The sequence below is a fragment of the Limnohabitans sp. Rim28 genome (assembly GCF_000293865.2).
Lineage (GTDB): Bacteria > Pseudomonadota > Gammaproteobacteria > Burkholderiales > Burkholderiaceae_C > Limnohabitans_A.
Window position 1 is genome coordinate 89,737 of record NZ_ALKN02000007.1, and the last position, 26,480, is coordinate 116,216.

The following is a 26,480-nucleotide window of genomic DNA, read 5'->3' on the forward strand; positions in this document are numbered from 1 at the left end:
CCATCAGAGCGGAACCCACTACCCCGGCACCCCCAATATCCCAATCAGGAGTCCCTGACTCAGGTTATGCACTGTTTCGGACATACGACAAAACGTGGCAACGATGCCGCAAAAGCGGAACTACCAACCGTAAAAGATTTCCGCCACCCAGAAAAAGGCTCCGCATCAGCGAGGCCCAGCGCCGCAAGCCCATGTAACTCAAAAATTCATCCAAGTTTTTGAGCAAGCTCAGCCGCTGTCGGACGGTAATACCGTTTCAGCACCATAAGACTTTTGTGTCCGCTGACCGCTGCCAGTTCGATTACGTTAGGCAGTTTTTCTGCCATGCGTGTGATTGCTGTACGTCTCAAGTCATGAAATCGAACTCCGTCCAAGCCCACTCGACGAACCCCACGCTTGAAGGCAGCATCCAGCGTGAAATATTTCACCGGAATCACCAAACCACTGATATGCCGGGGCAACTCAGCAAACACCTGAACCGCAACCGAGGAGAGCGGTACTGTCCGAGAGTCACCGTTTTTAGTGTCGGGTAAGAAGGCTGTCCTGCCTTGCAAGTCAACGTTCTCCCACTTTAATGACAACAACTCACCTCGGCGCATCGCCGTTGCTAGGGCAAGCTGCACAGCAGGTTTGGTCCAGTGGCTTCTTCGGCCAATTGGCTCCAATGCCTGCAAAAGCTTCGCGACTTCCTCGTCATTCAAAACCCTTGACCGCGCCTGAGGGCTTTGTGGTTTGCGCACCATCTGAACTGGATTAAGCACATTGATTCCCCACTCCCTTCGGGCGTGATTGATGATGGCCGACAGATATGCAAGTTCCCGGATGACCGTTCCCGCGCTGACCTCCTTGAGCCGCTCATCCCTGTAGGTTGCAATGTGGGCTGCACTCAGGTTTGCCATGCTCCACCGTGCGATTGGTTTGCGCATGATGGCTTTTAGCCTGATCGTGTCTTCCGCTGCGCCCTTCATGGTCGGCGTCACCTCAACCAGATACCGCGCAATCGCATTACCCAAGGTTGTCCGCTGGGCCTCGTTGATGCTTACGAACTGTCCTCTGTCTATCTCCGACTCAACCGAACGCGCCCATTTTTCTGCATCAGTCTTGGACTCAAACGTCTTGGATTGATCGGGATACCCGTTACGCAGGACACGTGCCTGCCACTTGCCGCCACGTTGCCTAAAAGAAGCCATTTCCTGTTCCTCAGTTGGACAGAATTTGGACAAACGACGCTTCGCCGTGCTCCTAAGCTGTTGATTTGTTGGCGATCACTTCGCCGCCACAAAGCTGCCGCTCTTGCCGCCGTGCTTTTCCAGCAGCTTCACATCGGTGATGGTCATGCCCCGGTCCACGGCTTTGCACATGTCATAAATGGTGAGCAGGGCCACCTGCACGGCCGTGAGTGCTTCCATCTCGACGCCGGTCTGGCCGTTGACTTCGGCGGTGGCGGTGCAGGACACGCTGCTGGTGGCGGCTTGCACTTCAAATTCCACCGCCACACGGGTCAGGCCAATCGGGTGGCACAAGGGGATCAGGTCGCTGGTTTTTTTGGCCCCCTGGATGCCTGCGATACGGGCGATGCCCAAGACATCCCCCTTTTTGGCGGAGCCGGAGGTGATCAATTCAAGCGTGGCGGGCAGCATGGTGATCACGCCCCTTGCCACCGCCACACGCCGGGTGCTGGCTTTGTTTCCTACGTCGACCATGTGGGCTTGGCCTTGGGCATCAAAGTGGGTCAGGGCATCGTGGGTCATGCGGGTGATTTTCTGAATGGACGACAGACTTTTAACAAGCGTGCATCATACGGGGCTTGTCAATGACATGGATCGCTTTGAAACGCTCAGACCGTCGACTTCAGTGGGCTCTTGGCATGGCTTTGGCCATCGGTTTGAGCGCGGGCGCCTCTCAAGCGCAAAACACGGGTTTGCCGGCCTTGGGCGATGGCGACAGCATGTCCTTGAGTGCCGAGCGGCAGTTGGGCGACCGCATTGCACGGGAGCTGTTCCGTGACCCGGATTACCTGGAGGATGCGGTGCTGGACGAGTACGTCCAGCAGTTGTGGGCGCCCCTGGTGCGGGCCGCCGTGGCACGCGGTGAGTTGTCGCCTGAACTGCAAGAGCGCTTTGCTTGGCGCATTTTGTTGGGCCGAGACCGCTCGGTGAACGCGTTTGCTTTGCCGGGAGGGTATTTGGGTGTGCATTTGGGGCTGATGGCCGTGGTCAGCACCGCCGACGAGCTGGCATCTGTGCTGGCGCATGAGCTGAGCCACGTCACGCAGCGGCACATTGCACGCGGCATGAGTGACCAGTCCAAGATGACGCCTTGGGTGGTGGGGTCGATGATTTTGGGTGCTTTGGCGGCCAGCAAAAGCCCTCAAGCTGCGCAAGCCCTGATTGTGGGTGGCCAGGCTGCAGTGATTCAAAACCAACTGAGCTACACCCGCGATATGGAGCGCGAGGCTGACCGCGTGGGTTACGGCATTTTGGTGGATGCCGGCTATGACCCCGGTGGGTTTGTCAGCATGTTTGCCAAGCTGCAGCAAGCGGCAGGTCTGAATGACAGCGGTGCATTTCCTTACCTGCGCAGCCACCCTTTGACGACCGAGCGCATGGCCGACATGCAGGCACGTCAACAATTGAATGGGGTCGGACCCAAGCCCTTGCCGGACATGGCCCACGCCATGATGGCTGCCAGGGCCAGGGTCTTGTCGCAAAACAGCCCCGATGCCCTGAAGGCCTGGATTCAAGGGCCGGCGTCATTGGCTGTCACTGCATCGGCTGCTGATCAAGCCGCCGCCTTGTATGCGGCCTGCTTGTCGCATGTGTTGTTGCGTGATGCTTCGGCCACCCAACGCAACTTGCAAGCCTTGGGCGCACTGGTTCAGTCGCAAAGCCACCTGCCCACTTATGCGGCGGCTTTGCGTTGGTGGCGCTTGTTGCAAGCCGAGGTGGCTGAGCGGCAAAACAACCCGGCTTTGGCAGCACAATTGTTGACACCTGAGGTGAGCGTGCAGACTTGGCAGCGCCCCGAGTTGATGCTGCTGGCGCAGGTGTTGCAGCGTTTACCGCAACACGCGTTGGTGCCGACGGTCAAGACGCAGTTGCGCCACGTGGTGCAGCAAATGCCACAGGATGCGCAAGCCTGGGACCGCTTGTCGGGATTGTTGTCGGTACAGGGCCAAACCTTGGCTTCTTTGCGGGCTGCCGGCGAGGCCCAGGCCGCTCGGCTCGATTGGCCGGGTGCCGTTGACCGTTTTCGGGCGGCACAAGAAGTGGCCCTGAAAGGCCGCTTGCAGCCGGGAGAGCACATTGAAGCATCGATTGTGGACGTTCGCTTGCGCTATGCCCGAGAGCGCTTGCGGGGGTTGCAAGCACCAGGGCGCTGAACACAGCCATTGGCGCTATGATCGCGCTCCTCTTCATCAGCTCCCATCATGGCCGGCATCCACATCACCGACATCGAAGCTGCCATCAACCATTGGCGCAGCAAAAATCCTTCTGAGGATGGCGTGGCCTTGCCCCAAGAATTGCGCGCCTTGGCTGAGGTGTATGGCTTGATGGTTTACCACCGTCAGGACCTGGCTGACGAGTTCACCTTGCCTTTGGCGGCGGCCCAGGCTTGGCAAGACTGGTATGCCAGCACGCCCGATACCCCTTGCATTGCGATTTGCTCCACCAGCCAAGGGGATGAGACCTGCAAAGGTTGTGGCCGCAGTTTTGAAGAGGTGCAAATGTGGATCGAGTTGAGTCCCGGTGAAAAGCGAGCGGTGTGGCGCCGCATCACGGTGGACGGGACGTCTTGGCGTTTCAACCGTTATGCCGAGCGCGCGGCCGAAGACCGGCATTGGGCGAAGGCCGCTGCGGATGCCCAAGTGCCACTCGACTTGAAACCCTGAGCCCGAGAACCCAAGCCGAACCAGCACGGCCAAGTCAGCCGAATGAAGCCTTGTGCGGCGAGGGAGCGGCTGCTCACTCGATGTCGGGCACGGTGCGCCTGACCACTTCGGCGTTGAAACCGCGGCTGAGCAAAAAGCGCATTTGTTGAGCCCGTGCCTGCAGATCTTGCGGTGCACAGCCAAATTTTTTTTGCCAAACTTCTTGCGCCCTGCGGGGCTCAGAGTCTTTCAGGTCTGCCATGGCCTCGGCCACGGCTTCGCCACTCAAGCCCTTGGCAGCCAATTCTTGCAGGATGCGGGCATTGCCCAATTTGCCTGAGCGGCGATGGACCACCGAGTCCACAGCCCGGCCGTCGTTGATGAAATCGCGTGTTTGCAGCTCGTCCAGGGCCTTGGCCAGCTCGCCCGGCACCTCTTCGTGCCGGGCCAGTTTGCGCTCGAGCTCGGTGCGGGAGTGTTCACGCTGGCTCAAAAGCCGCAAGGCGCGGCCTTTGAGGGAGGGCTGAAAACCGGGTTTGTTCAAGCTCAGTCACCCTTGGGTTCGGCAATGGCCGACTCGAGCAGGCGGATGCCCAGCGATTCGCGGACTTTGTTTTCGATCTCGCGGGCCAGGGCCGGGTTTTCACGCAAGAATTCGCGGGCATTGTCGCGGCCTTGGCCGATTTTTTCGCCCTGGTAGGCGTACCAAGCACCGGATTTGTCGACGATCTTGGCGGTCACGCCCATGTCGATGACTTCGCCCTCGCGGCTGATGCCTTCGCCAAACAGGATGTCGAATTCGGCCGTCTTGAAGGGCGGCGCGACCTTGTTCTTGACCACCTTGACCTTGGTCTCGTTGCCGATGGCGTCATCGCCCTTCTTGATGGTGCCGGTGCGGCGGATGTCCAGACGGACCGAGGCGTAGAACTTGAGCGCGTTGCCGCCGGTGGTGGTTTCGGGGCTGCCGAACATGACGCCGATCTTCATGCGGATCTGGTTGATGAAGATCACGGTGCAATTGGTTTTCTTGATGGTGGCGGTCAGCTTGCGCAGGGCCTGGCTCATCAAGCGGGCTTGCAGGCCGGGCAGGCTGTCGCCCATGTCGCCTTCGATTTCGGCCTTGGGGGTCAATGCGGCCACCGAGTCGATGACCACCAAGTCCACCGCGCCGGAGCGCACCAGGCTGTCCACGATTTCCAGGGCTTGCTCGCCGGTGTCGGGCTGGCTGACCAGCAGCTCTTGCAGGTTGACGCCCAGGTTTTGGGCGTATTGCACGTCCAGCGCGTGCTCGGCGTCGACAAAGGCGCAGGTACCGCCCAAGCGCTGCATCTCGGAGATGACTTGCAGGGTCAGGGTGGTTTTGCCCGAAGATTCAGGACCGTAGATCTCGATCACGCGGCCGCGGGGCAGACCGCCCACGCCCAGAGCGATGTCCAGGCCCAAAGAGCCGGTGGAAACCACCTGAATGTCAGCGATCACTTCGCCTTCACCCAGACGCATGATGGTGCCTTTGCCGAATTGCTTTTCAATCTGGGCCAGGGCGGCTTGCAGGGCTTTGGACTTTTCGCTGTTGTCGTCGCTCATGAGAATCTCCTTGAATATCAATGGGTTGGGGCATCGGGTTCAGCCGTGATGGGCTGTTTACTGGATGTGTGAACAGTACTGTAAACGACCTGTACAAACGTGTAAACCTTATTTTTGGTCAGTTTGCCTTATCATTTGTCACCATGATCTCAACCCCCAATTTTCACTTTGAAGCAGCAGACAACCGCCCACCCAGCCCGCTGGAAATTCAGGACGACCGTTGGCGACAAACCCATCTGGGTCGGCTTTTAGGGCATGCCATGCGGCGGTTTGACGAGCGTGTGCTGCACCTGATGGCGGGCAACGAGGGCGTACCGCTGGCCTTGGCCAACCTGGCCTCGCGTGACCAGATCAGCGCTGCGCATGTGCACATCACAAGGCATTTGGGGTTGAACGGGTCGCGTTTGACCGATTTGGCCCGTGCCGCGGGCATGAGCAAACAGGCCATGGGTGATCTGGTGGACCAATGCACAGCCTGGGGTTTGGTGCTGCGCGAGCCTGACCCTTTGGATGCACGGGCCCGGCGTGTGGTGTTCACGCCAGTGGGCTTGGCCTGGCTGCAAGCCTTCAAGGATGCGGTGGCCCAGGCCGAAGCCGAATTCCGCCACGCGGTGGGCAAAGATGTGGCCACGGTGGTCGCTTTGGGGCTGGAAGCCTATGCCCATTGACACGAAGGCCGCATTCAGCGGGCCGCAAGGCACATGCCTGACACTAGAATCAGATGGCAGGCGCAGCCAGCCGAGACAGACGACCCAGCGCCGTAGCCACCACAACAGGAGACAGCCATGCGCATTCTGATAGCCGAAGATGACCAGGTGCTTGCCGATGGTTTGTTGCGCACTTTGCGCAGCGCAGGTGCCGCTGTGGACCACGTGGCCAGCGGCAGCGAGGCCGATGCAGCCTTGATGACCAACAGTGAATTCGATTTGCTGATCTTGGATCTGGGCTTGCCCAAAATGCATGGCTTGGAAGTGCTCAAGCGCTTGCGCTCTCGGGGCTCCGTCTTGCCTGTGTTGATCCTCACGGCCGCCGACAGTGTGGAAGAACGCGTCAAAGGCCTGGATTACGGCGCGGACGATTACATGGCCAAGCCGTTCAGCCTGCAAGAGCTCGAAGCCCGAGTTCGCGCGCTGACCCGGCGGGGCATGGGCGGTGCCACATCGCAAATCAAGCACGGCCCCTTGGTTTATGACCAATCAGGCCGTGTGGCCACCATCGACGGCAAGATGGTGGAGCTGTCGGCCCGAGAGCTGGGTCTGCTCGAAGTCTTGTTGCAACGCGCAGGCCGTTTGGTGAGCAAAGACCAGTTGGTGGAGCGCTTGTGCGAATGGGGCGAAGAGGTCAGCAACAACGCCATCGAGGTGTACATCCACCGCTTGCGCAAGAAAATCGAGAAGGGCCCGATTCGCATTGCCACCGTGCGCGGTTTGGGTTATTGCCTCGAAAAAATTCCTGGTTGATCCCGACCGGTGCCGACGCTGCAGGTCGTTTGAGCCATGAAGTCTAAAGGCTTGAACCTGAGGGTCTTCAAACGCGAACAACGCTCGTTGTTCGGCGAAATCCTGGACTGGATGCTGACCCCTTTGCTGCTGCTTTGGCCGATCAGTTTGGCGCTGACGTGGTTGGTGGCCCAAGGCTTGGCCAACAAGCCTTTTGATCGGGCATTGGTGCACAACGTGCATGCTTTGGCGCAGCAGGTCAAATTGGGACCCGACAAAACCGTTGAATTCAATTTGCCCCAACCGGCCAGCGAACTCTTGCGCGCAGATGAGACCGATTTGGTTTACTACCAAGTGCGCGGTGCCCTCAATGAGCACTTGAGTGGAGAGCGTGACTTGCCGCTGCCCCAACCGAATGAACCCAAGGGCAGCAGTTACGAGGTGCACATCCGCGACGATGAAATGCGTGGCCTCGAAGTGCGGGTGGCGTACACCTGGATTCGCCTCGATGCCGAGGGCAAACGACCTGCCTTGGTTCAGGTGGCCGAGACGCGTGAGAAGCGCTCGGTGTTGGCGGCTGAAATCATCAAGGGCGTGATGCTGCCCCAGTTTGCCTTGTTGCCGCTGGCGGTGCTGCTGGTTTGGTTGGCCTTGGTGCGTGGCATCAAGCCCTTGTCCCAGCTGGAAGAGCGAATCCGGGCCCGGAAATCAGACGATCTGAGCCCCTTGGACGACAAGGCGGTGCCGATGGAGGTGGCGCCTTTGGTGGTGTCGGTGAATGACTTGCTGGAGCGTCTCAAGGACTCGATCGTCACCCAAAAAAGGTTTTTGGCCGATGCAGCGCACCAACTCAAGACCCCTTTGGCTGGCTTGCGCATGCAGGCCGACTTGGCCCAGCGCTCGGGCTCGAGCGAAGACGATCTGAAAAAATCCTTGCAGCAAATTGGACGGGCCAGTGTTCAGGCCACGCACACGGTGAACCAGTTGTTGTCATTGGCCCGCGCCGAAGGGGGCGGCCACCATCTGCCGCAACAACGCTGTGACATGGCGGCTTTGAGCACTGAGGTGTTGCAAGACTGCCTGCCCCGTGCCATGGACAAAGGCATTGACCTGGGCTACGAGGGGGTGGCGCCCGGCACGCCCGGCGCACAGGTGCAGGGCAATTTGACCTTGCTCAAAGAGATGCTGCGCAATTTGGTGGAAAACGCGGTCCACTACACCCCCAGTACGTCAGAGCGGCAAGGGGTCATCACGCTCCGTGTCTTGCTGGATCCTTACAGCAAAGTCTTGGTGGTTCAGGTGGAAGACAACGGGCCGGGCATTGCGCCCCAGGACCGGGACTTGGTGTTTCAGCCGTTTTTCAGGGCGCTGGGCACCAACGTAGACGGTTCTGGCTTGGGTTTGCCCATCGTCAAGGAGATTGCACAGCAACATGGCGCCACGGTCAGCATTGACGCGGCCATGGCAGGCACACCCATGCCCGGGGCCTGTTTCACCGTGCGATTCGGCATGGCTTGAGGGGCTGGCCTTTCAAGCCGAAGTGGCCATGTTGAGCTGTAAACGTTCGCGTGCCATCACGCGCGATACGGCGGGGGCAGCGGCCACTTTTTCCACAAAGCGCCACAAAACGGGGTGTTCTTCTGCGGTGATGCCCGCAATCGTTCCCCAACGTGCCAGGGTCAGGGTGTAGGCATCCAGTGCGCCCAAGCGCTCGCCACCCAGCCAGGCTTGGCCTCGGCTTTCAGCGGCTTGCACCAAGGCCTGCAACTCACCCAGCATGCCTCTGAACAACTGCGTGTTGTAGGGTTTGAGTGCCGCCTGCACTTCGGCTTGGTCCGAGAATTTTTGCGGCATGAAAATGTGGGTGAAGGTCGGGTGTACCGTGTTGTTCATCCAGGCCAAGGTCGACAAGGCATGGGCGCGGGCCATGGGTTCGGCCGGCAAAGCCCCCATGCTGGGGAACATCTGGTCCAGGTGCAGCACGATGGCCAAAATCTGCGTGACAGCTTGGCCTTTGTCCACCAGCACGGGCACTTGGCCGCGCGGATTGATGGCTTTGTAGTCGGCGCTGTTTTGCTCGCCTTTGTGCAATTTGACCATGCTGGGCTCAAACTCGGCGCCGCTCAACTCCAGCAAGACATGGGGCACAAAGGAGCAGGCACCGGGGGCAAAGTAAAGTTGTAAAGACATGGCTGTGGTCCTTGAGTTGAAGCGTCTTAGCGTGACGCCGTGTCTGAAGCGCTTGGCGCAAGCACCGGTTGAATGGCTTCAGGGCGCAATTGTTTTTGGAGTCGTTCAGGTTCTTGGTGTTGCTGAGGGCCCAGTCCCCAGGAGGCCAGCGCACCCCATTGCCATGCCAGTGCACCGGCATTGAGCACCACCAAAAGGACCACCCAGTATTTCAACATTGTCCAATGTCCCGTCAGATGAAAGGTCGTACGCTGATCTCGGCGCTGTGAATTTCTTGCACCCCCAGCCCAGTCTGTAATCGTAACGCACCCCCGCTGCTGACACCCAGGGCGATGCCCTCTTGGCCATCCGAGGTGTGCACACGGCGATCTTTCAACACATCGCGCGCTTCGAAACGCTTTTGCAGGGGCGCAAAGCCGGTGGTTTCAAAGGCCAACAAGGCTTGAATCAAGGGAAAAGCCAGCTTGCCCAGTGCATCGGCTGCCGTGCAGTCGGGCCACAGCTCAGACAAGGCCGCAGGGGCTGTGCTCAGGCCTTCTGAGGGGCGGGGGCGAATGTTCAGGCCCACACCCACCACCACTTGGCTGCGCCCGCCCATGCTGGCTGCTTCGACCAAGATGCCGCCGAGCTTGCGGTCTTCAAACCACAAATCGTTGGGCCATTTCAGGCGCACATTGGGGTGCAGGGTTTCGGCCAAACTCAAGCCCACCGCCAAAGACAATCCAGACCAATCTTGGGGGCTCAAAGCCAAGCTGATGGAGAAAGTGAGCGAGTCACCCGGTTGGCTTTGCCAGACGCGGCCTTGACGGCCCCGCCCCGCCGTTTGGCGTTCTGCTACCAGCAAGGTCGGTTCGTGCTGTCCTGCGCGGGCCCGGCGCATGAGCTCGCTGTTGCTGGAGTCGATTTCGGGCAGCACCTCCACGGTGAAATCGGGCAGCAGGGGAAAAACCTGTTCCCAGATCGTTTCGGCGGGCCAGGGGTGGGCCGTGCTGACCAATGGCATGGCTCAGCGCTTTTTGGGGCTGGAGGCTTTGCCCGTTTTATCGGCCTTTTTGGCCTTGGAGGCTTTTGGAGGGGTTTTGGCTTTGACCTTAACTTTGGCCTTGTCTTTGGCTTTGTCTTTGGCTTTGTCTTTGTCTTTGGCTTTGGCTTTGGCTTTGGCTTTGGCTTTGGCTTTGGCTTTGGCCTTGGCTTTCTTTTGCTTGGGCGTCTTGGGCGTGTCTTTGCGCTCTTTGGGCGACAGCAAGGTGCCACGGCAGTTGGCGCTGCCGCACCAGCAAGGGTATTCGGCTTTGAGCTTCTTGGTGTAAGGCTCGTCGATGATCAGGCCGTAGTCGTAATTGAGCTCTTCACCCGCTTTGATGTTGCGGATGGCTTTGATGAAGATGCGGTCGTTTTCTTCGTCGGCTTCGCAGTTGGCATCACAGCTGTGGTTGATCCAGCGTGAGGAGTTGCCGCCATGCAAGGCATCGATGACACGGTCTTCGTTCACATGGAAGTAAAACGTGTGGTTCGGGTCTTGGGGGTCGTGCGGGTGGCGGTCTTGCGCCTCGTCCCAGCTGATGACCTCGCCCACGTATTCGATCACGGTCTCGCCTTCAGCGATGTCCTGCAAAGCGAATACGCCTTTGCCATGCACGCCAGAGCGGCGGGTTTGGATGCGTTTGCCGGACGCGACAGGGATGGGGTGGCTGGGGGGTGAAACAGGGGTTTTGGCCACGACGTCAAAAAATTTGTTATGGTGAATTCATGTGGGCGCGTGCGTGAGCGCGTGCCCGGGCGCGTGCGCGCACGCGAGACAACGGATTGTAATGACATGAAGACACTGGTAATTGCAGAGAAGCCTTCGGTGGCCCAAGACATTGTGAGAGCCTTGACGCCGACGGCGGGCAAGTTCGAAAAACACGATGACCACTTTGAGAACGACCGCTATGTCGTGACCAGCGCCGTGGGCCACTTGGTGGAGATCCAAGCCCCTGAGCAATACGACGTCAAGCGTGGCAAGTGGAGCTTTGCCAACCTGCCCGTCATCCCGCCCCACTTTGACTTGAAGCCTGTGGACAAAACCAAGAGCCGCCTGAGTGCGGTGGTCAAGCAGGCCAAGCGCAAGGATGTGAATGCCCTCATCAACGCCTGTGACGCGGGGCGTGAAGGGGAGTTGATCTTCCGCCTGATCGAGCAGTACGCCGGTGGCACCAAGACCCTGGACAAACCGGTGCAGCGCCTGTGGTTGCAGTCGATGACGCCACAAGCCATCCGCGATGGCTTTGACAACCTGCGCAGCAACACCCAAATGCAGGGCCTGGCCGATGCCGCCCGCAGCCGCTCTGAAGCCGATTGGCTGGTGGGCATCAATGGCACCCGCGCCATGACCGCATTCAACTCGCGTGACGGCGGCTTTTTCTTGACCACCGTGGGCCGGGTGCAAACGCCCACCCTTGCTGTGGTGGTCGAGCGTGAAGAACAAATCCGCAAATTCATCAGCCGCGATTACTGGGAAATCCATGCCGATTTCGCTGCGGCGGCGGGCACGTATCCAGGCAAGTGGTTTGACCCCAAATGGCGCAAAGAAGAAGACGCCGAGAAAAAAGCCGACCGCCAATGGACGGCTGCTGAGGCGCAAGCCATTGTGGATGCGGTCCGCGGCAAAACCGCCAGCGTGACAGAAGAGGCCACGCCCACCACGCAAGCGAGCCCCGGTTTGTTTGATCTGACCAGTTTGCAGCGCGAAGCCAACGGCAAGTTTGGTTTTTCGGCCAAGACCACGCTGGCGCTGGCCCAAAGCCTGTACGAGCGCCACAAAGCCCTGACCTACCCGCGGACCGACTCGCGCCACCTGCCCGAAGACTATGTGCCCGTGGCCAAGCAAACCTTTGAAATGCTGGCCGACAGCGGCATGCGCCACCTGGCCCCGCACGCCCTCACGGCACTCAACAACAACTACGTGCGCAAGATCCCGCGCGTGTTCGACAACAAAAAGGTCTCTGACCACTTTGCCATCATCCCCACCCTTCAAGCACCCAGCGGTTTGTCTGAAGCCGAGCAAAAGCTGTACGACCTGGTGGTGCGCCGCTTCATGGCGGTCTTCTTCCCCAGCGCCGAATACCAGGTGACCACCCGCATCAGCGTGGTGGCGGGCCACAGTTTCAAGACCGTGGGCAAGGTGCTGGTCAAACCCGGTTGGTTGGCCATTTATGGCAAAGAAGCTGCTCAAGAGGTGGAAGACGCCAAAGACGGCGACAAAGGTCAGAACCTGGTGCCGGTGCAGCCGGGTGAGCAAGTGGGCGTCGAGTCGGTGGAAGCCAAGGGCCTCAAAACCCGCCCCCCAGCACGCTATTCAGAAGCCACGCTGCTGGGCGCCATGGAAGGTGCGGGCAAGATGGTCGATGACGATGAGCTGCGCGAAGCCATGCAAGAAAAAGGCTTGGGCACACCGGCCACCCGCGCCGCCACGATTGAAGGCCTGATCAACGAAAAATACATGCTGCGCGAAGGCCGCGAGATGATCCCGACGGCCAAGGCCTTCCAGCTCATGACGCTGTTGCGCGGCCTGCAGGTGGAAGAACTGTCCAAACCCGAGCTCACGGGCGAGTGGGAATACAAGCTGGCGCAAATGGAGCAAGGCAAATTGAGCCGCGCCACCTTCATGGCCGAGATCGCCGCCATGACCGAGCACATCGTCAAGAAAGCCAAAGAGTACGACCGCGACACCGTGCCCGGTGACTACGCCACTGTCACCACGCCTTGCCCCACCTGTGGTGGCGTGGTGAAAGAAAACTACCGCAGGTACACCTGCACGGGTGTCGACGGCGCCAGCGAAGGCTGCGGTTTCTCGTTTGGCAAGACGCCTGCAGGCCGGACTTTCGAGCCTGCCGAGGTCGAGCAATTCATGCGCGACAAGAAAATCGGGCCATTGGAAGGCTTCCGCTCCAAAGCAGGTTGGCCTTTCGTGGCCGAGATGGCGCTCAAGTACAACGAAGAAGAAAAGAACTGGAAGCTCGAGTTTGACTTCGGTGACGACAAGAAAAACGAAGAGAGTGGTGAGATCGTCGAGTTCACCGACGAGGCCTTGGGCGCTTGCCCCAAGTGCGGCAGCCCGGTGCACGAACACGGCAGCAACTACGTGTGCAGCAAAGCTGTGCCCACCATCGAACAGCCTACGCCGAGTTGCGATTTCAAGAGCGGCAAAATCATCTTGCAGCAACCAGTGGAGCGCGAGCAGGTGAGCAAACTGCTGGCCACAGGCAAGACCGACCTGCTCGACAAGTTCATCAGCAACCGCACCCGCCGCCCCTTCAAGGCCATGCTGGCTTGGAACCCCGAAGAGGGCAAGGTGACGTTCGAGTTTGAGCAGCGCGAAGGCGGCAAGAAATACCCGCCCCGCAAAACGGCGGCCAAGAAGACCCCGTTTGGCAAAGTGGCGATGAAGAAAACCACGGCCGCCAAAACACCCGCTGCCAAAAAAGCCGCCAAAACCGCTGTGCCCAAAGCGCCACGCAAAGCCGCAGTGGGCACCTTGAAGCCCAGTGCCTCATTGGCCGCCGTGATCGGTGAAGGCACCTATGCCCGCACCGAGGTGGTCAAGAAAATATGGGATTACATCAAGGCCAACAACCTGCAAGACCCGGCTGACAAGCGCGCCATCAAAGCCGACGGCAAGTTGCAAGCGGTGTTTGGCAAAGACCGTGCCACCATGTTCGAGCTGGCCGGGATCATCGGCAAGCACCTGAGCTGAGGGGCTCAGCCCCTCAGGGGGCGTGCAACACCAGCTTGACCGGCAAAGCGTCCAGCAGGGGCTTGAGCGCCACCCAGACTGCGGCAGGCGTGGCGCGGGCGTCCACCACCACCGGTGCATCGCCTGTTGCCTGCACCTGCGGCCATTGCACAGGTGCAAGCTGCAAGGGTGACATCGCGTTGTGGATCAGTTTCTGCACCACCGCCTCGGTGGCCAGGGTGCGCAGTTCGGGCTTGTAAATTTTGCCCACATTGGTCACGGGCATGGCGCTCAGCACCGTGATCGATTTGGGTTTGGCAGGGCCTTCGTCCACACCCTCGGCCGTGAAGGCGAGCAACTCGGCTTCGGTCACCTGGCTGCCGGGTTTGAGGGTGGCAAAGGCCACAGGCAACTCGCCCGCATAAGCATCCGGCGCGCCCACGGCCGCACACAAGGCCACATCCGGATGCGCACCCAAGGCGTCTTCGATCACTTTGGGGTCGATGTTGTGGCCGCTGCGGATGATCAGGTCCTTGGCCCGGCCCGACAGGTGCAGGCGGCCTTGCGTGTCGATGAAGCCCACATCGCCGGTGATGAGCCAGCCGTCGGGCGTGAAGCTGCGCGCTGTCTCTGCGGCGTCCAGATAACCAGAAAACAAATTCGGCCCTTGGTAGAGCACCATGCCTTTTTCCCCTGCGGGCAGGGTCTGCGATGTGGCCTGGTCATCGCTGTTCAGCGCCACGATGCGCACACGCGCATGCGGCAAAGGCCAACCCACGCAGCCTGCGGGCGCGCTCAAGGCCGGCGGGGCCACGGTGCTCAGGCCGGCGGTTTCGGTCATGCCCAAGCTCTCGTTGATCTGCAAACCGAAGGTTTGTTCAAAGCGCTGCGCTAGCTCGGGCGGTAGTGGCGCCGCGCCGGTGCGCACCGCACGCAGCGTTGAAATGTCGGCCCCCTGCAGTGGCAAGCCCGCCAATGCGGCCAGCACCGTGGGTACGCCCGACATCAGCGTGCAGCGGTGGTGTGCCACCAGCCGCCAATAGTTTTGCACCACCTCGCGGTTGCGAAACAAGGCCTCGGTCGGAATGACCACATGCATGCCAACGGCCAGAGAGCACAATGCACCGGGCAACACGCCCGCCACATGGAACAGCGGGTAGCCGTTGATCGTCACGTCGCTGGCCTGAAAGCCCTGCATCGTGGCGTTGGCCCAAGCGGTGAAGACCTGCGCGCCATGGCTGTGCCTGGCCAGCTTGGGGGCCCCGGTGGTGCCACCTGTGTGAAAGTAAGCCGCGATGTCCGTGGGCTGAAAAACCCGTTGGCTGACCAGGTGCTCGGCCACTTGCGTGGCCCGCATGGCGTGGAAGTCTTGGGCACCTGCAGGCAGTGCACTGGCTTCTTGCAGAGGACCTCCGTCGGGGTTGACCAGCAACACCGTCTTCAAACTGGGCAATTGGGTTTGCAAGCGCAAAGCTGTGGCCCGCAGTTGACTGTCGTCTTTGACGCCATGGGCGATCAGCACTTTGGCTTGACTGGCCCGCAGCAGCGACAGCAGTTTTTCGTCGCTGAGCAAGGGATTGAGCGGCTGCACAATGCCCGCCGCTTCGCCGCCCCAAAGCGCCAGGTGGTAGGCCAGGCCGCCGGGCAACAGAACCCCCACGGCGTCTTGCGGGCCCACACCCAAATGGTGCAGCAAGTTGGCCGTTTGGTGGATGCCTTGCAGCAAGCGGCGGTAGGTCCAGGTGGTGGATGCACCGCCGGGTTGGCCCGTGTGCAAAAAGCTCAGCGCGGGCTGGTCGGCATGAACCTGGGCACTGGCACGGATCAGCGCATAGGTGCTGGCCCAAGGCATGGCGTCGGCCAAGGGTGTGGCCTCGATGCGGTGGATATCGGCCAGGCTTTGAACGGGAGATGAAACAGTCAGGTGCATAGCCGATGTTAGCCGCCCTCTGCCGCACGACGCCTTGTGCGTGTGCTTGGGCGGCGGCGGCCATTCAGGCCAGCCCCGCCGCGTTGCGGTCGTTCCGGTCAACTCCAAAGGCATGGCCTGGCCTTTGTGGCATGGAGAAAGCACACCCAGGCACGCAGGCAGAGTCGGAAACCCCTTGGGTGAGGGGCTAACCGCGTGACCACCACGCGGCTGGCATCACTGGGCTTTGCAAGAGGCCGGCAAGTACTTGGCGGGCAGCCCGTTGGTTGCGGCAGGCCCACATCGCCAGCCCGCAACGGGTTTGCCGCCATCGGTACTGCCGTTGACCGCGGTGGTGCCTGTTTGCAGCGGTGTCAGAGACAGGCTGTTGGCCGAGGCAGAGGTGTTGCCGCGCAGCGCCAGGTGGTTGCCCACCACGGTGATCACGCCATTGGCGTCCACCCCGATGCTGGCGACGTACTTGCTGATTTGCGCATCGCAGGCTCTGGGCAAGCTGGCCGATACATCGGCCTCAGAGGCTGAGCCAATGGCTTCGTTGACGGCCGTTTTACAGCCGCTGGCGGCCAAAAGCATCTCTGAAACTTTGGCCCTGATGCTGTAGTCTTGGTAAGCCGGGAGCGCCAAGGCACCCAGAATGCCAATGATCGCAATGACGATCATCAGCTCAATCAATGTCAAACCCTGTTGCCTTTTTTGCATGGCATTTTCTCCCTGAATTATGGGCATTGATGGTAATCCATTCAACACCCAAATGCCAGAGGGGCACATGGGAGCAGGTGTTCCCATGCGATCCATCGGGGCGCGCTAGACGCCCCTGAAGGTCAGGCGGATTCTGGTGCCGTGCGACGACGGGCCATGATGATCTTGCCAGCGGCCAGAACCAACAAGGCACCTGCCAAGCCCAAACCGTAGCCCCAGACTTTGTCTTGAGGGATGTATTCGATCAAGCCTGGGTCGGTTTGGATCATGGTGCCGGCAATCCAACCCAACAACATACCGCCCGCAACGATGATGGCCGGGAAGCGGTCCATCAACTTGAGCACCAACTGGCTGCCCCAAACAATGATCGGGATGCTGACCAGCAAGCCAAAGATGACCAAAGGCATTTGGTGATCGGGGTTGCCAGAAGTTTGAGCGGCGCCCGCGATGGCGATCACGTTGTCTACACTCATGACCAAGTCGGCAATGATGACGGTTTTGACCGCGCCCCAGAGCTTGTCGCTGCCCTGGATGTTGCTGTGGTCATCGTCTGCATCGGGGGTCAGCAGTTTCACGCCAATCCAAAGCAGCAAAATCGCACCCACAAATTTGAGGAAGGGAATGGCGAGCAGCGTGAGCGCAAAAAAGATCAGGATGACCCGCAAGATGATGGCACCCGCTGTGCCCCACAGGATGCCTTGTTTGCGCTGGTGCTCAGGCAACTGGCGGCAAGCCAGGGCGATCACGACGGCGTTATCGCCCCCCAACAAAATGTCGATCATGATGATCTGGGCGACAGCAACCCAGAACGTAGCGGTCAGAAATTCTTCCACAGTGGTCCTTTTGCCCGTCTGAGCGGGCGCTTACATGTCAAACAAAAAACAAAGCCGGATTTTCCCTCAGAAAATCCGGCTTTCATATTGTGGCAAACCACATCCCTGCACGCGGCAGGGCGTTTCAGTAAAAAAGAAACGTTTTTATTTCAATTGCGCCTTGAGCAACTTGCCCAATTCGGAGGGGTTGCGTGTGACGATGAAGCCACACGCTTCCATGATGGCCAGCTTGGCGTCGGCCGTATCGGCACCGCCGGAGATCAAAGCACCGGCATGCCCCATGCGCTTGCCGGGAGGGGCCGTCACACCGGCGATGAAGCCCACCACGGGCTTCTTCATGTTGGCTTTGCACCACTGAGCGGCTTCGGCTTCGTCCGGACCGCCAATTTCACCGATCATGATCACGGCGTCGGTGTCGGGGTCGTCGTTGAACGCCTTCATCACATCGATGTGCTTCAAACCGTTGATCGGGTCGCCACCGATACCGACAGCGCTGGATTGGCCCAGGCCCACTTCGGTCAGCATGGCCACGGCTTCGTAGGTCAAAGTGCCCGAACGGGACACCACGCCGATGCGGCCTTTGCGGTGGATGTGACCGGGCATGATGCCGATCTTGATTTCGTCGGGTGTGATCAGACCGGGGCAGTTGGGGCCAAGCAGCAAAGTGCGCTTGCCGCCAGCGGCTTCTTTGGCCTTCATTTTGTTGCGCACTTCGAGCATGTCACGCACCGGAATGCCTTCGGTGATACAGATGGCCAGGTCCAGGTCGGCTTCCACGGCTTCCCAGATGGCGGCAGCAGCGCCTGCGGGCGGCACGTAGATCACCGACACGGTGGCGCCAGTTTGCGTGGCGGCTTCCTTGACGGAGGCATAAATTGGGATGTTGAAGATGGACTCGCCAGCCTTCTTGGGGTTCACACCCGCGACGAAGCAGTTCTTGCCGTTCGCGTATTCCTGGCACTTCTCAGTGTGGAACTGACCGGTCTTGCCGGTGATGCCTTGGGTGATGACTTTGGTGTCTTTGTTGATGTAGATGGACATGTTTGTTCCTAATCAGTTGAGGACAGAGCTCAAGATCTGTCCCCAAAGTCATTACTTAACGGCTGCGACGATGGCTGTCGCGGCTTCGGCCATGGTGTCGGCAGAGATGATGGGCAGGCCAGATTCGGCCAGCATCTTCTTGCCCAGCTCGTCGTTGGTGCCCTTCATGCGCACGACCAGCGGAACGGACAGGTTCACGGCCTTGCAAGCGCTGATCACGCCGGTGGCGATGGTGTCGCACTTCATGATGCCGCCGAAGATGTTGACCAAAATGCCTTTGACATTCTTGTTGGCCAGCATGATCTTGAAGGCTTCCGTGACTTTCTCGGCCGTTGCGCCGCCGCCCACGTCCAAGAAGTTGGCAGGCTCGCCGCCGAACAGCTTGATGGTGTCCATGGTGGCCATGGCCAAGCCAGCACCGTTGACCAAGCAACCGATGTTGCCGTCCAAGGAAATGTAGGCCAGGTCGAACTTGGAAGCTTCGACTTCGGCGGGGTCTTCTTCGTCCAAATCGCGGTAAGCCACGATTTCGGGGTGACGGAACAAGGCGTTGGCATCGAAGTTGAACTTGGCGTCCAAAGCCATCACGTTGCCTTTGCTGTCGCGGTTCAGGGGGTTGATTTCCACCAAGGACGCGTCGGTGTCCATGTAGCACTGGTACAGCTTTTTGAAGATGTCCACAGCTTGGGCGGTGGAGTCAGCGGGCATGCCGATGGCGTCTGAGATCTTCTTGGCTTGGGCATCGCCCAGACCGGTCAGAGGATCGATGAACTCGGTGATGATTTTCTCGGGGGTGGAATGGGCCACTTCCTCGATGTCCATGCCGCCTTCGCTCGAAGCGATGAAAGCAATCTTTTGAGTGGCGCGATCGGTGACCACGGACACGTAATACTCTTTGTGGATGTCGGCGCCGTCTTCGATGTACAAGCGACGCACTTTTTGGCCCTCTGGGCCTGTTTGGTGGGTCGTGAGCTGCATGCCCAGGATGTCGCCAGAGATGCGCTTGACGTCCTCAATGGTTTTGGCCACTTTCACGCCGCCACCCTTGCCACGGCCACCGGCGTGGATCTGGGCCTTGACCACCCAGACGGGGCCACCGAGTTTTTGAGCGGCTTCGACCGCCTCTTGAACCGTGAATGCAGGGATGCCGCGGGGGACGGGCACACCGAATTGACGCAAGATTTCCTTGCCTTGGTACTCGTGAATCTTCATGAGGTCTTCTCTCAGAGGGGTGGGTAATTTCGACCGGTCCGTTGCGGCCTTTCGTTCAACGAAAGACCTCTCAGCGTGCGTTGGACACTGCAGACAGCGACTGTATCATGCTGCAATGCACCAATCATGCGCGACGCGTCTTACGTTGACATGACGCATGTGAACTCGATTTCCAGTGAAAGTAATACCCATGGCCAAAATTTTCATCGATGGCGAAGCCGGTACCACCGGTTTGCAGATCCGCGAGCGCTTGGCGCTGATGCCCCAAGTGCAGGTGATGAGCATCGATCCGGCCCGCCGCAAAGACCCCGAAGCCAAACGCGAGCTGATGGCCGCGGCCGATTTGGTGGTGCTGTGCTTGCACGACGATGCCGCCATCGAGTCGGTGGCCATGGTCGACAGCCTGCCGGGCGCCAAGCCGCGCATTGTGGATGCCTCTACGGCCCACCGTTGCCACCCCGATTGGGTCTTCGGCTTTCCAGAATTGGCCGCCGATCAGGCGGCTGCCGTGCGCCAGGCGCAGCGGGTGGCCAACCCCGGCTGTTACGCCACGGGCGCGATCGCCATCCTGCGTCCCCTGATCGATGCGGGTCTCATGTCAGCCGATTTCCCGGTGTGCCTGCCTTCAGTCAGTGGGTACTCTGGTGGCGGCAGAACCATGATCGAAGACTATGAAGCGGGCAGGGCCCCGCTGTTTGAAGCCTACGCCCTGGGCCTGCAGCACAAGCACATTCCGGAAATCATGCGCTACACCGGACTCACGCACCGCCCTTTGTTTGTGCCCGCTGTGGGCAATTTCCGCCAAGGTATGCTGGTACAGCTTCCCCTGCACCTCGACACTTTGCCGGGCAAACCGACGGGCGCCGATCTGCACGAGGCCTTGCGCGCACATTACGCGCCAAGCCGCGCGGCTGGCGGTTGGGTGAGCGTTGAGCCTGCCACCGACAACCTGAAGTTGGACGCCACGGCCCTGAACGACAGCAACCAACTGGAAATTCGTGTGTTTGCCAACGAGGCCGCCCGCCAAGCTGTGGTGATCGCCCGCTTGGACAACCTGGGCAAAGGCGCCAGCGGTGCGGCGGTGCAAAACATCACTTTGATGCTGGGCCTTTAAGACGTCCCATCGGCCGTGGGTCTCAGAAGGGCGGGCAGGGCCAGTGCCACGCAGCTCCTTTTGCGGGCCTTATTTCCAGCGGATCAGCTCGATGTGCACGCTGCCCTTGTCGCTGCTGAAGGTGACGCTGCCTTCTTGAACGGTGGCTTGCAACTGCATGCTGCGCTCGGCCAGTTTGGCCAGTTCTTGCGAACCTTCGGTGGGCACGCGCCAGACCTGCAGTTTGTCCAGCCGGGTGAGTTTGGTCTCGATGCCTTTCCACCAGACTTCGGCCGCATGGTTGAAGCAATACAGCAGCACCTCATCGGCCTTTTGACAGGCCTTCATGATCGGCTTGTCTTCGGGCTGGCCCACTTCCATCCAAACACGGGTGCGACCCGTGAAGTCGCGCAAACTGCAATCGGGGTCATCCGGGTCGGACAAGCCGGCGCCAAAGGCCAGCTTGCCGTCTCCATGGCAAACCGCCTGCAGTTTGTAGGCGTTGATGGCCAGCGCCAGCAGGCGAATCATCATCCGCTCGTCGGTTTCGCTGGGGTGACGCGCCAGTGTGAGCTGGTGGTCTTCGTAACAGCTGTGATCGATGTCAGCGATCGACAGGTTGGCTTTGTAAATGGTGGATTTGAGGGCCATGGTGTCAGACGCGTTTGGCCAGCTCGGCCGCTTTGCCGATGTAGCTGCCCGGCGTCATGGCCAAGAGACGGTCTTTGTCGGCTTGTGGAATGTCGAGCGCAGCGATCAAGCCATGCAAGTCTGCTGCCGTCACCGTTTTGCCCCGTGTCGCGTCTTTGAGTTTTTCGTAGGCACCTTGCACACCATAGCGGCGCATCACCGTCTGAATCGGTTCGGCCAGCACTTCCCATGCACCCTCCAGGTCGGCGGCCAGGGCTTCTTCGTTCAGCTCCAGCTTGTTCAAGCCTGTCATGAGCGAGGCATAGGCCAAGGCGGTGTAACCCAGGCCCACGCCCATGTTGCGCAGCACGGTCGAGTCGGTCAGGTCGCGCTGCCAACGGCTGATGGGCAGCTTTTCAGACAGGTGCTTGAGTATGGCGTTGGCCAGGCCCAGGTTCCCTTCTGCGTTTTCAAAGTCGATCGGATTGACTTTGTGGGGCATGGTGCTGGAGCCGATTTCGCCGGCTTTCAGGCGCTGCTTGAAGTAACCCAGGCTCACATAGCCCCAAATGTCACGCGATAAATCGATCAGGATGGTGTTGCTGCGGGCCACGGCATCGAACAACTCGGCCATGTAGTCGTGGGGCTCGATCTGAATGCTGTAGGGCTGAAAGCACAGGCCCAGGCCCCAAGCGTCTGAAGTGCTCTCGCCAATTTCAGGGGTTTCCACCACTTGGCGGGCAAAATTTTCCCAGTCGAAGTCGGGCCAAGCTGACAGGTGAGCGTTGTAGTTGCCTACAGCGCCATTCATTTTGCCCATCAGTTGAACGGCAGCGATCTTGTTGCGGCAACCGGTCAGGCGCATCACCACGTTGGCCATTTCCTTGCCCACGGTGGTGGGGCTGGCGGTTTGCCCGTGGGTGCGGCTGAGCATGGGGACTTCGGCAAAAGCGTGCGCCATTTCGCGCAGTTTGGCGATCAGGCCATCGAGACCCGGCAGGATGACTTCCGCACGGGCGCCCTTGAGCTGCAGCGCGTGACTGGTGTTGTTGATGTCTTCGCTGGTGCAGGCAAAGTGCACGAATTCAGCGGCTTTTTCCAACTCGGGGCGGTCTTGAAATTTGGATTTGATCCAGTATTCAACCGCCTTCACATCGTGGTTGGTGGTCTTCTCAAACGCCTTGATGGCCATGGCGTCTTCTTCATTGAAGTTTTTCACCAAGCCCGTGAGGTAGCGCCGCGCACCGGGGGTGAGGGGTTTGAATTCGTCAAACCCGGCATCCGACAAAGCGATGAACCAGGCAATTTCAACCTGAACCCTGCGGTGCATATAACCTTGCTCACTCATGAGCGGTCGAAGGGCATTGAGTTTGCTGGCGTAACGACCATCCAGCGGTGACAGGGCGGAAACAGGGGTGAAATTCATTCTTTGATTGTAATTCCCGCTGTGCCTTGGCCGTCCGCCTGGCCAAATGGGCCATTGACAGGCAGGTGGTGGCGTGTTTCACCTAGAATCTGCCATCGTTTACAGGTCCTATCCCTCATCTTTATGAAACTCATCGGCTCCGTTACCAGTCCTTATGTTCGCAAGGTGCGCGTCGTCATGGCCGAGAAGAAGTTGGACTACCAATTCGTCACCGAAGACGTGTGGTCAGCCCAAACCGTGATTCATGCGTCCAATCCGCTGGGTAAAGTGCCCTGCTTGGTGATGGAGGGCGGTGAAGCGGTGTTCGATTCCCGTGTGATCGTGGAGTATCTGGACACCTTGTCCCCTGTGGGCAAGCTGATCCCTGTGGCTGGCCGTGAACGGGCTGAGGTCAAAACCTGGGAAGCGCTGGCCGACGGCTTGTTGGACGCTGCCTTGACGGCCCGCATGGAAGCGGTTTGGACCGGACGCGAAGATGCCCAGCGCAGCCAAGCTTGGATTGACCGCCATTTGGACAAAATCCAGCATGCCCTGAAGGCCATGAGTCACGGCTTGGGCGACAAAGCATTTTGTTCGGGCATTCACCTGAGCCTGTCGGACATCGCGGTGGGTTGTGCGGTGGCCTATTTGGACTTTCGCTACCCCCAAATTGACTGGCGCACCCCTTATCCCAACCTGAACAAGCTTTACGACAAACTGGCGCAGCGTTCAAGTTTTCAGGAAACTCAGCCAGGCTGATCTGTTTCTGGGTGCTTGGCCTTGGGCTGACCGCAACTTTTTTGATCCTCAAAGTAGCCATTTGTCCGGTGCGCGTCTCTCCTAAGCAGCTCGGCTCTCTATGATGAATGACATGGGTTTTAAAGATGCCCATTCACATCGTCATGAGGCAGCGAGCTGCCCGTTTTCAGGAGAGTATTTTGCGCATCGCCACCTTTGTCCACAACAACAAACGCCAAGTCGGTCAGGTCTCAGCCGATGGCCTGCAGGTCACGCCTTTTGCCCTGACAGAGGCTCAAGCCCAGCGCGGCGCCCAGGTGTTGATCGACGCCATGGTGGCGGGTCAGCCCCTGCCCGCTTTGACGGCCCCGCCTTTGGCCGTCTCTTCGGTCAAGCTCGAATCGCCACTGCCTGTGCCGCGCCGCAACGTCTGGTGCGTGGGCCGCAACTACCATGCGCACGCCAAAGAGCTGCAGGCCTCGGTTTTCAAAGACAGCAATGCGGACACCAAGGCTTGGCCCATCGTGTTCACCAAGGTGCCCGAATGCGTGGTGGGCCCGACCGACGACGTGCAGCTGCCAGGCGCTGCCGTTTCCGATCAGATTGATTACGAAGCCGAATTGGCGGTGATCATCGGCCAAGGCGGTAAAAACATCAGCCAGGCCGACGCCATGAAGCATGTCTTCGGCTACACCGTGGTCAACGACGTGACCGCCCGTGATGTGCAGATGCGCCACCAGCAATGGGACATGGGCAAGTCCTTTGACACCTTTTGCCCCATGGGGCCGTGGATCGTGACCGCCGACGACATCGACGGCCGTAAAACCCGTGTGCGCTGCTGGGTGAACGGCGAGTTGCGCCAAGACGGCCCGACCGAGAACATGATCTTTGACATCCCCACCTTGATCGAAACCATCTCACGCGGCATCACCCTTTACCCGGGTGACATCATCGCCACGGGCACGCCTGCGGGTGTGGGCATGGGCCTGAACCCCCCGCGCTACATCGCCAAGGGCGATGTGATCCGCGTTGAAATCGACGGCGTGGGCCACATCGAAAACCGATTCGTTTGAAGCACCTTCAGGAGACAACAATGAAAACAAGACAGTGGCTCAAAGTGGTGATGGCGGCGGCCATCGCCTGTTCCGGTTGGTCAGCCATGGCGCAAGCCTATCCCACCAAGCCCATCACCATGGTTGTGCCCTTTCCGCCAGGTGGCGTGGCCGACACCGTGGGCCGCCCTGTGGCCGAAGCCATGTCGCGCTACCTCAAGCAAAGCATTGTGGTTGAGAACAAAGGCGGCGCTGGTGGCGGCATTGGCATGGCCCAGGTGGCCAAGTCCAAAGGAGATGGTTACACGCTCTTGATGTCGCTGTCTTCTTTGGTGGTGTTGCCAGAAGCGGCTCGCATTCTGCAGCAAACCCCGCTCTATGAGACCCGCCAACTCAAGCCGATCGCGCGTTTCACAGCCGATCCCACCGTGCTGGTGGTGCGTGCCGACAGCCCTTGGAAAACCTATGCCGAGTTCATCGCTTTTGCCAAGACCAACCCGGGCCGCATTTCTTTTGGGTCGTCGGGCAACTACGGCACGATGCACGTCCCCATGGAGCAGCTGAAGGCGGCCACGTCTTCGTTCATGCTGCATGTGCCCTACACCGGTGCCGGCCCTGCGGTCTTGTCTTTGTTGGGCGGTCAAATTGAAGCCCTGTCCACCGGCCCCGCCAGTGTGAAACAACACATAGCCTCTGGCCGTCTGCGGGCCTTGGCGCACTGGGGTGAAGGGCGTTTGGCCAGCATGCCCGAAGTGCCCAGTTTCAAGGAGTTGGGTGTGCCCATCCAGTACTCGCAGTGGTCCGGCATGTTTGTGCCTGCCGACACCCCTCCTGCCGTGGTGGACGCTTTGCGTCAAGCCGCGCGCTTTGCGGCACAAGATGCGCGTGCTGTGGCCGCATTGACATCGGCAGGCACTTCGTTCATGTACCAAGATGCCCCCGACTTTGAGCGCTTTGTCCAAGCCGATGCAAAAGACATGGGTGCTTTGGTCAAGCGCATTGGCAAAGTGGACTGAAGAGCTTCTTTGGTCTCGCTTTAGCCCATTCTTTCTCATTTGAATTCAACAAGGATTTCCCGTGATCTGGAGCCAAGAGTATTTTGTCAATCGCGAAGACGTTCGCCTGTATGTGTACCGCAAACGCACCACCGCGCCCGTGGCTGGCGAAGCCGCCAAACCGGTGCTGCTGTTGGTCCACGGCTCGACCGTGTCAGGGCGCAACACCTATGACCTGCAAGTGCCGGGTGGCCAAGACTATTCGGTCATGGATTACTTTGCCGAGCGCGGCTACGACGTTTGGACGGTTGATCATGAGGGCTACGGCCGCTCCAGCTGGTCAGGTCGAGGCAACAGCGATGTCCGCACCGGCTCCAAAGACTTGGCAGCAGTCGTCCCGTTTATTTTGCAAACAACAGGCGCTGAAAAAATCAATATTTTTGGCTCCTCTTCTGGGGCGCTGCGCGCGTGTCTTTACACCGAAGCGCACCCCCAAACGGTGGCGCGCTTGGGCCTGTCCGCCTTGGTTTACACCGGCGCCGGTTCGCCCACCTTGGAGCAGCGCCGCAAAAAACTGCCCGAGTACAGCGCCAACCCTCGCCGCAAGGTGGACCTGGCCTTTTACGAGGGCATGTTCAACCGTGACAAACCCGGCTCCAGTGAAGACAGCGTGCCCAAAGCGATTGCAGCGGCCGAGCTGCCGCTGGTCAGCGAAGTGCCCACCGGCACCTATGTGGACATGTGCGCCAACTTGCCTTTGGCCAAGCCCGAGGCCATTCCCTGTCCTACTTTGGTGATTCGCGGCGAGTTCGACGGCATTGCCGCTGAGCCCGATTTGTTGGACTTCTTCACACGCCTGCCGACCAAAGACAAACAGTTTGTGGTGTTGTCAGGCATTGCGCACAATCCGATGATGGGCGTCGTTCGCAACAAATTCCACTTTGCTTTGGAGAACTTTCTCAAAGCACCGCTCTGAGTGCACCTTGAACCCCATGCGCCAAAGTGCGCAGCAAGACCCCACGAAAAGCCCAGCAAGAGGCTTGAATGCATTTCA

Annotated in this window: 26 protein-coding genes; 11 read left to right on the forward strand and 15 right to left on the reverse strand. The window is 59.6% G+C overall.

Features of this window, described 5'->3' with window-relative positions; all coding sequences use genetic code 11:
• Positions 1-206 precede the first annotated feature (206 nt).
• On the reverse strand, positions 207-1,190 hold the full coding sequence (locus tag B472_RS09660) for a tyrosine-type recombinase/integrase (RefSeq protein WP_019427386.1): 984 nt from the start codon (positions 1,188-1,190) through the stop codon (positions 207-209).
• Positions 1,191-1,265: 75 nt separating this feature from the next.
• Positions 1,266-1,751 (reverse strand): cyclic pyranopterin monophosphate synthase MoaC, encoded by a 486-nt coding sequence (gene moaC, locus B472_RS09665; RefSeq protein WP_019427387.1) that lies wholly within the window; start codon positions 1,749-1,751, stop codon positions 1,266-1,268.
• 116 nt (positions 1,752-1,867) lie between these two features.
• Between moaC and B472_RS09670 the strand changes: the two genes are divergently transcribed.
• Positions 1,868-3,382 carry a M48 family metalloprotease gene (locus tag B472_RS09670; RefSeq protein WP_238147421.1) on the forward strand — a complete coding sequence of 505 codons (1,515 nt, stop codon included), beginning with the start codon at positions 1,868-1,870 and terminating at the stop codon, positions 3,380-3,382.
• A 48-nt stretch (positions 3,383-3,430) separates the two neighbouring features.
• Positions 3,431-3,892, forward strand: a complete 462-nt coding sequence (locus tag B472_RS09675) for a DUF3717 domain-containing protein (protein ID WP_019427389.1) — start codon at positions 3,431-3,433, stop codon at positions 3,890-3,892.
• Between the two features lie 73 nt (positions 3,893-3,965).
• Here B472_RS09675 and recX read toward each other — a convergent pair whose 3' ends face one another.
• Together recX and recA are read right to left on the reverse strand one after the other, a co-directional pair.
• Positions 3,966-4,415 (reverse strand): recombination regulator RecX, encoded by a 450-nt coding sequence (gene recX, locus B472_RS09680; protein WP_019427390.1) that lies wholly within the window; start codon positions 4,413-4,415, stop codon positions 3,966-3,968.
• Between the two features lie 2 nt (positions 4,416-4,417).
• Positions 4,418-5,455, reverse strand: coding sequence for a recombinase RecA (gene recA, locus B472_RS09685; RefSeq protein WP_019427391.1), 1,038 nt, complete (start codon positions 5,453-5,455; stop codon positions 4,418-4,420).
• 143 nt (positions 5,456-5,598) lie between these two features.
• On the opposite strand from recA, the gene B472_RS09690 reads away from it, so the two are divergent.
• The 3 genes from B472_RS09690 (at position 5,599) to B472_RS09700 (ending at position 8,412) form a co-directional block, all read left to right on the forward strand.
• Entirely contained in the window at positions 5,599-6,123 is a 525-nt protein-coding gene (locus tag B472_RS09690; protein ID WP_019427392.1) for a MarR family winged helix-turn-helix transcriptional regulator, read from the forward strand.
• 117 nt (positions 6,124-6,240) lie between these two features.
• Positions 6,241-6,915, forward strand: coding sequence for a response regulator transcription factor (locus B472_RS09695; protein WP_019427393.1), 675 nt, complete (start codon positions 6,241-6,243; stop codon positions 6,913-6,915).
• A gap of 36 nt (positions 6,916-6,951) precedes the next feature.
• Positions 6,952-8,412, forward strand: a complete 1,461-nt coding sequence (locus tag B472_RS09700) for a sensor histidine kinase (protein WP_019427394.1) — start codon at positions 6,952-6,954, stop codon at positions 8,410-8,412.
• Positions 8,413-8,424: 12 nt separating this feature from the next.
• Here B472_RS09700 and B472_RS09705 read toward each other — a convergent pair whose 3' ends face one another.
• The 4 genes from B472_RS09705 to B472_RS09720 are packed head-to-tail and all read right to left on the reverse strand — an operon-like array spanning position 8,425 to position 10,804.
• Positions 8,425-9,084 carry a glutathione S-transferase family protein gene (locus B472_RS09705; RefSeq protein WP_019427395.1) on the reverse strand — a complete coding sequence of 220 codons (660 nt, stop codon included), beginning with the start codon at positions 9,082-9,084 and terminating at the stop codon, positions 8,425-8,427.
• A gap of 26 nt (positions 9,085-9,110) precedes the next feature.
• A complete protein-coding gene (locus B472_RS09710) occupies positions 9,111-9,302 on the reverse strand; it encodes a hypothetical protein (RefSeq protein WP_019427396.1) in 192 nt (63 codons plus the stop codon).
• Between the two features lie 14 nt (positions 9,303-9,316).
• Positions 9,317-10,087 (reverse strand): biotin--[acetyl-CoA-carboxylase] ligase, encoded by a 771-nt coding sequence (locus B472_RS09715; protein WP_019427397.1) that lies wholly within the window; start codon positions 10,085-10,087, stop codon positions 9,317-9,319.
• Positions 10,088-10,090: 3 nt separating this feature from the next.
• Positions 10,091-10,804, reverse strand: a complete 714-nt coding sequence (locus tag B472_RS09720) for an SET domain-containing protein (protein ID WP_019427398.1) — start codon at positions 10,802-10,804, stop codon at positions 10,091-10,093.
• Positions 10,805-10,900: 96 nt separating this feature from the next.
• Between B472_RS09720 and B472_RS09725 the strand changes: the two genes are divergently transcribed.
• A complete protein-coding gene (locus B472_RS09725; protein ID WP_019427399.1) occupies positions 10,901-13,819 on the forward strand; it encodes a DNA topoisomerase III in 2,919 nt (972 codons plus the stop codon).
• A gap of 13 nt (positions 13,820-13,832) precedes the next feature.
• Here the strand turns inward: B472_RS09725 and B472_RS09730 are convergent, their stop codons facing one another.
• The 5 genes from B472_RS09730 to sucC form a co-directional block, all read right to left on the reverse strand.
• Positions 13,833-15,728, reverse strand: a complete 1,896-nt coding sequence (locus B472_RS09730; protein WP_019427400.1) for an acyl-CoA synthetase — start codon at positions 15,726-15,728, stop codon at positions 13,833-13,835.
• A gap of 216 nt (positions 15,729-15,944) precedes the next feature.
• Positions 15,945-16,427: a pilin gene (locus B472_RS09735; RefSeq protein WP_026039629.1), complete on the reverse strand. Its 483-nt coding sequence runs from the start codon at positions 16,425-16,427 to the stop codon at positions 15,945-15,947.
• Positions 16,428-16,549: 122 nt separating this feature from the next.
• Entirely contained in the window at positions 16,550-17,260 is a 711-nt protein-coding gene (locus B472_RS09740) for a TerC family protein (protein ID WP_026039630.1), read from the reverse strand.
• Positions 17,261-17,404: 144 nt separating this feature from the next.
• Positions 17,405-18,301: a succinate--CoA ligase subunit alpha gene (gene sucD / locus B472_RS09745; RefSeq protein WP_019427403.1), complete on the reverse strand. Its 897-nt coding sequence runs from the start codon at positions 18,299-18,301 to the stop codon at positions 17,405-17,407.
• 51 nt (positions 18,302-18,352) lie between these two features.
• Positions 18,353-19,513 (reverse strand): ADP-forming succinate--CoA ligase subunit beta, encoded by a 1,161-nt coding sequence (gene sucC / locus B472_RS09750; RefSeq protein WP_019427404.1) that lies wholly within the window; start codon positions 19,511-19,513, stop codon positions 18,353-18,355.
• Between the two features lie 190 nt (positions 19,514-19,703).
• Between sucC and argC the strand changes: the two genes are divergently transcribed.
• Positions 19,704-20,627, forward strand: a complete 924-nt coding sequence (gene argC, locus B472_RS09755) for an N-acetyl-gamma-glutamyl-phosphate reductase (protein WP_019427405.1) — start codon at positions 19,704-19,706, stop codon at positions 20,625-20,627.
• 69 nt (positions 20,628-20,696) lie between these two features.
• On the opposite strand, the gene B472_RS09760 is transcribed toward argC, so the two are convergent.
• On the reverse strand, positions 20,697-21,257 hold the full coding sequence (locus B472_RS09760; protein WP_019427406.1) for a YaeQ family protein: 561 nt from the start codon (positions 21,255-21,257) through the stop codon (positions 20,697-20,699).
• A gap of 4 nt (positions 21,258-21,261) precedes the next feature.
• A complete protein-coding gene (gene purB / locus B472_RS09765) occupies positions 21,262-22,662 on the reverse strand; it encodes an adenylosuccinate lyase (protein WP_019427407.1) in 1,401 nt (466 codons plus the stop codon).
• Positions 22,663-22,785: 123 nt separating this feature from the next.
• On the opposite strand from purB, the gene B472_RS09770 reads away from it, so the two are divergent.
• The 4 genes from B472_RS09770 to B472_RS09785 all read left to right on the forward strand — a co-directional run bounded on the left by B472_RS09770 (position 22,786) and on the right by B472_RS09785 (position 26,402).
• Positions 22,786-23,400: a glutathione S-transferase N-terminal domain-containing protein gene (locus B472_RS09770; RefSeq protein ID WP_019427408.1), complete on the forward strand. Its 615-nt coding sequence runs from the start codon at positions 22,786-22,788 to the stop codon at positions 23,398-23,400.
• A gap of 179 nt (positions 23,401-23,579) precedes the next feature.
• Positions 23,580-24,452, forward strand: a complete 873-nt coding sequence (locus B472_RS09775) for a fumarylacetoacetate hydrolase family protein (protein WP_026039631.1) — start codon at positions 23,580-23,582, stop codon at positions 24,450-24,452.
• A gap of 20 nt (positions 24,453-24,472) precedes the next feature.
• Positions 24,473-25,447: a tripartite tricarboxylate transporter substrate binding protein gene (locus tag B472_RS09780; RefSeq protein ID WP_019427410.1), complete on the forward strand. Its 975-nt coding sequence runs from the start codon at positions 24,473-24,475 to the stop codon at positions 25,445-25,447.
• A 61-nt stretch (positions 25,448-25,508) separates the two neighbouring features.
• Entirely contained in the window at positions 25,509-26,402 is an 894-nt protein-coding gene (locus B472_RS09785) for an alpha/beta hydrolase (RefSeq protein WP_019427411.1), read from the forward strand.
• The last annotated feature ends 78 nt before the right edge of the window (positions 26,403-26,480 follow it).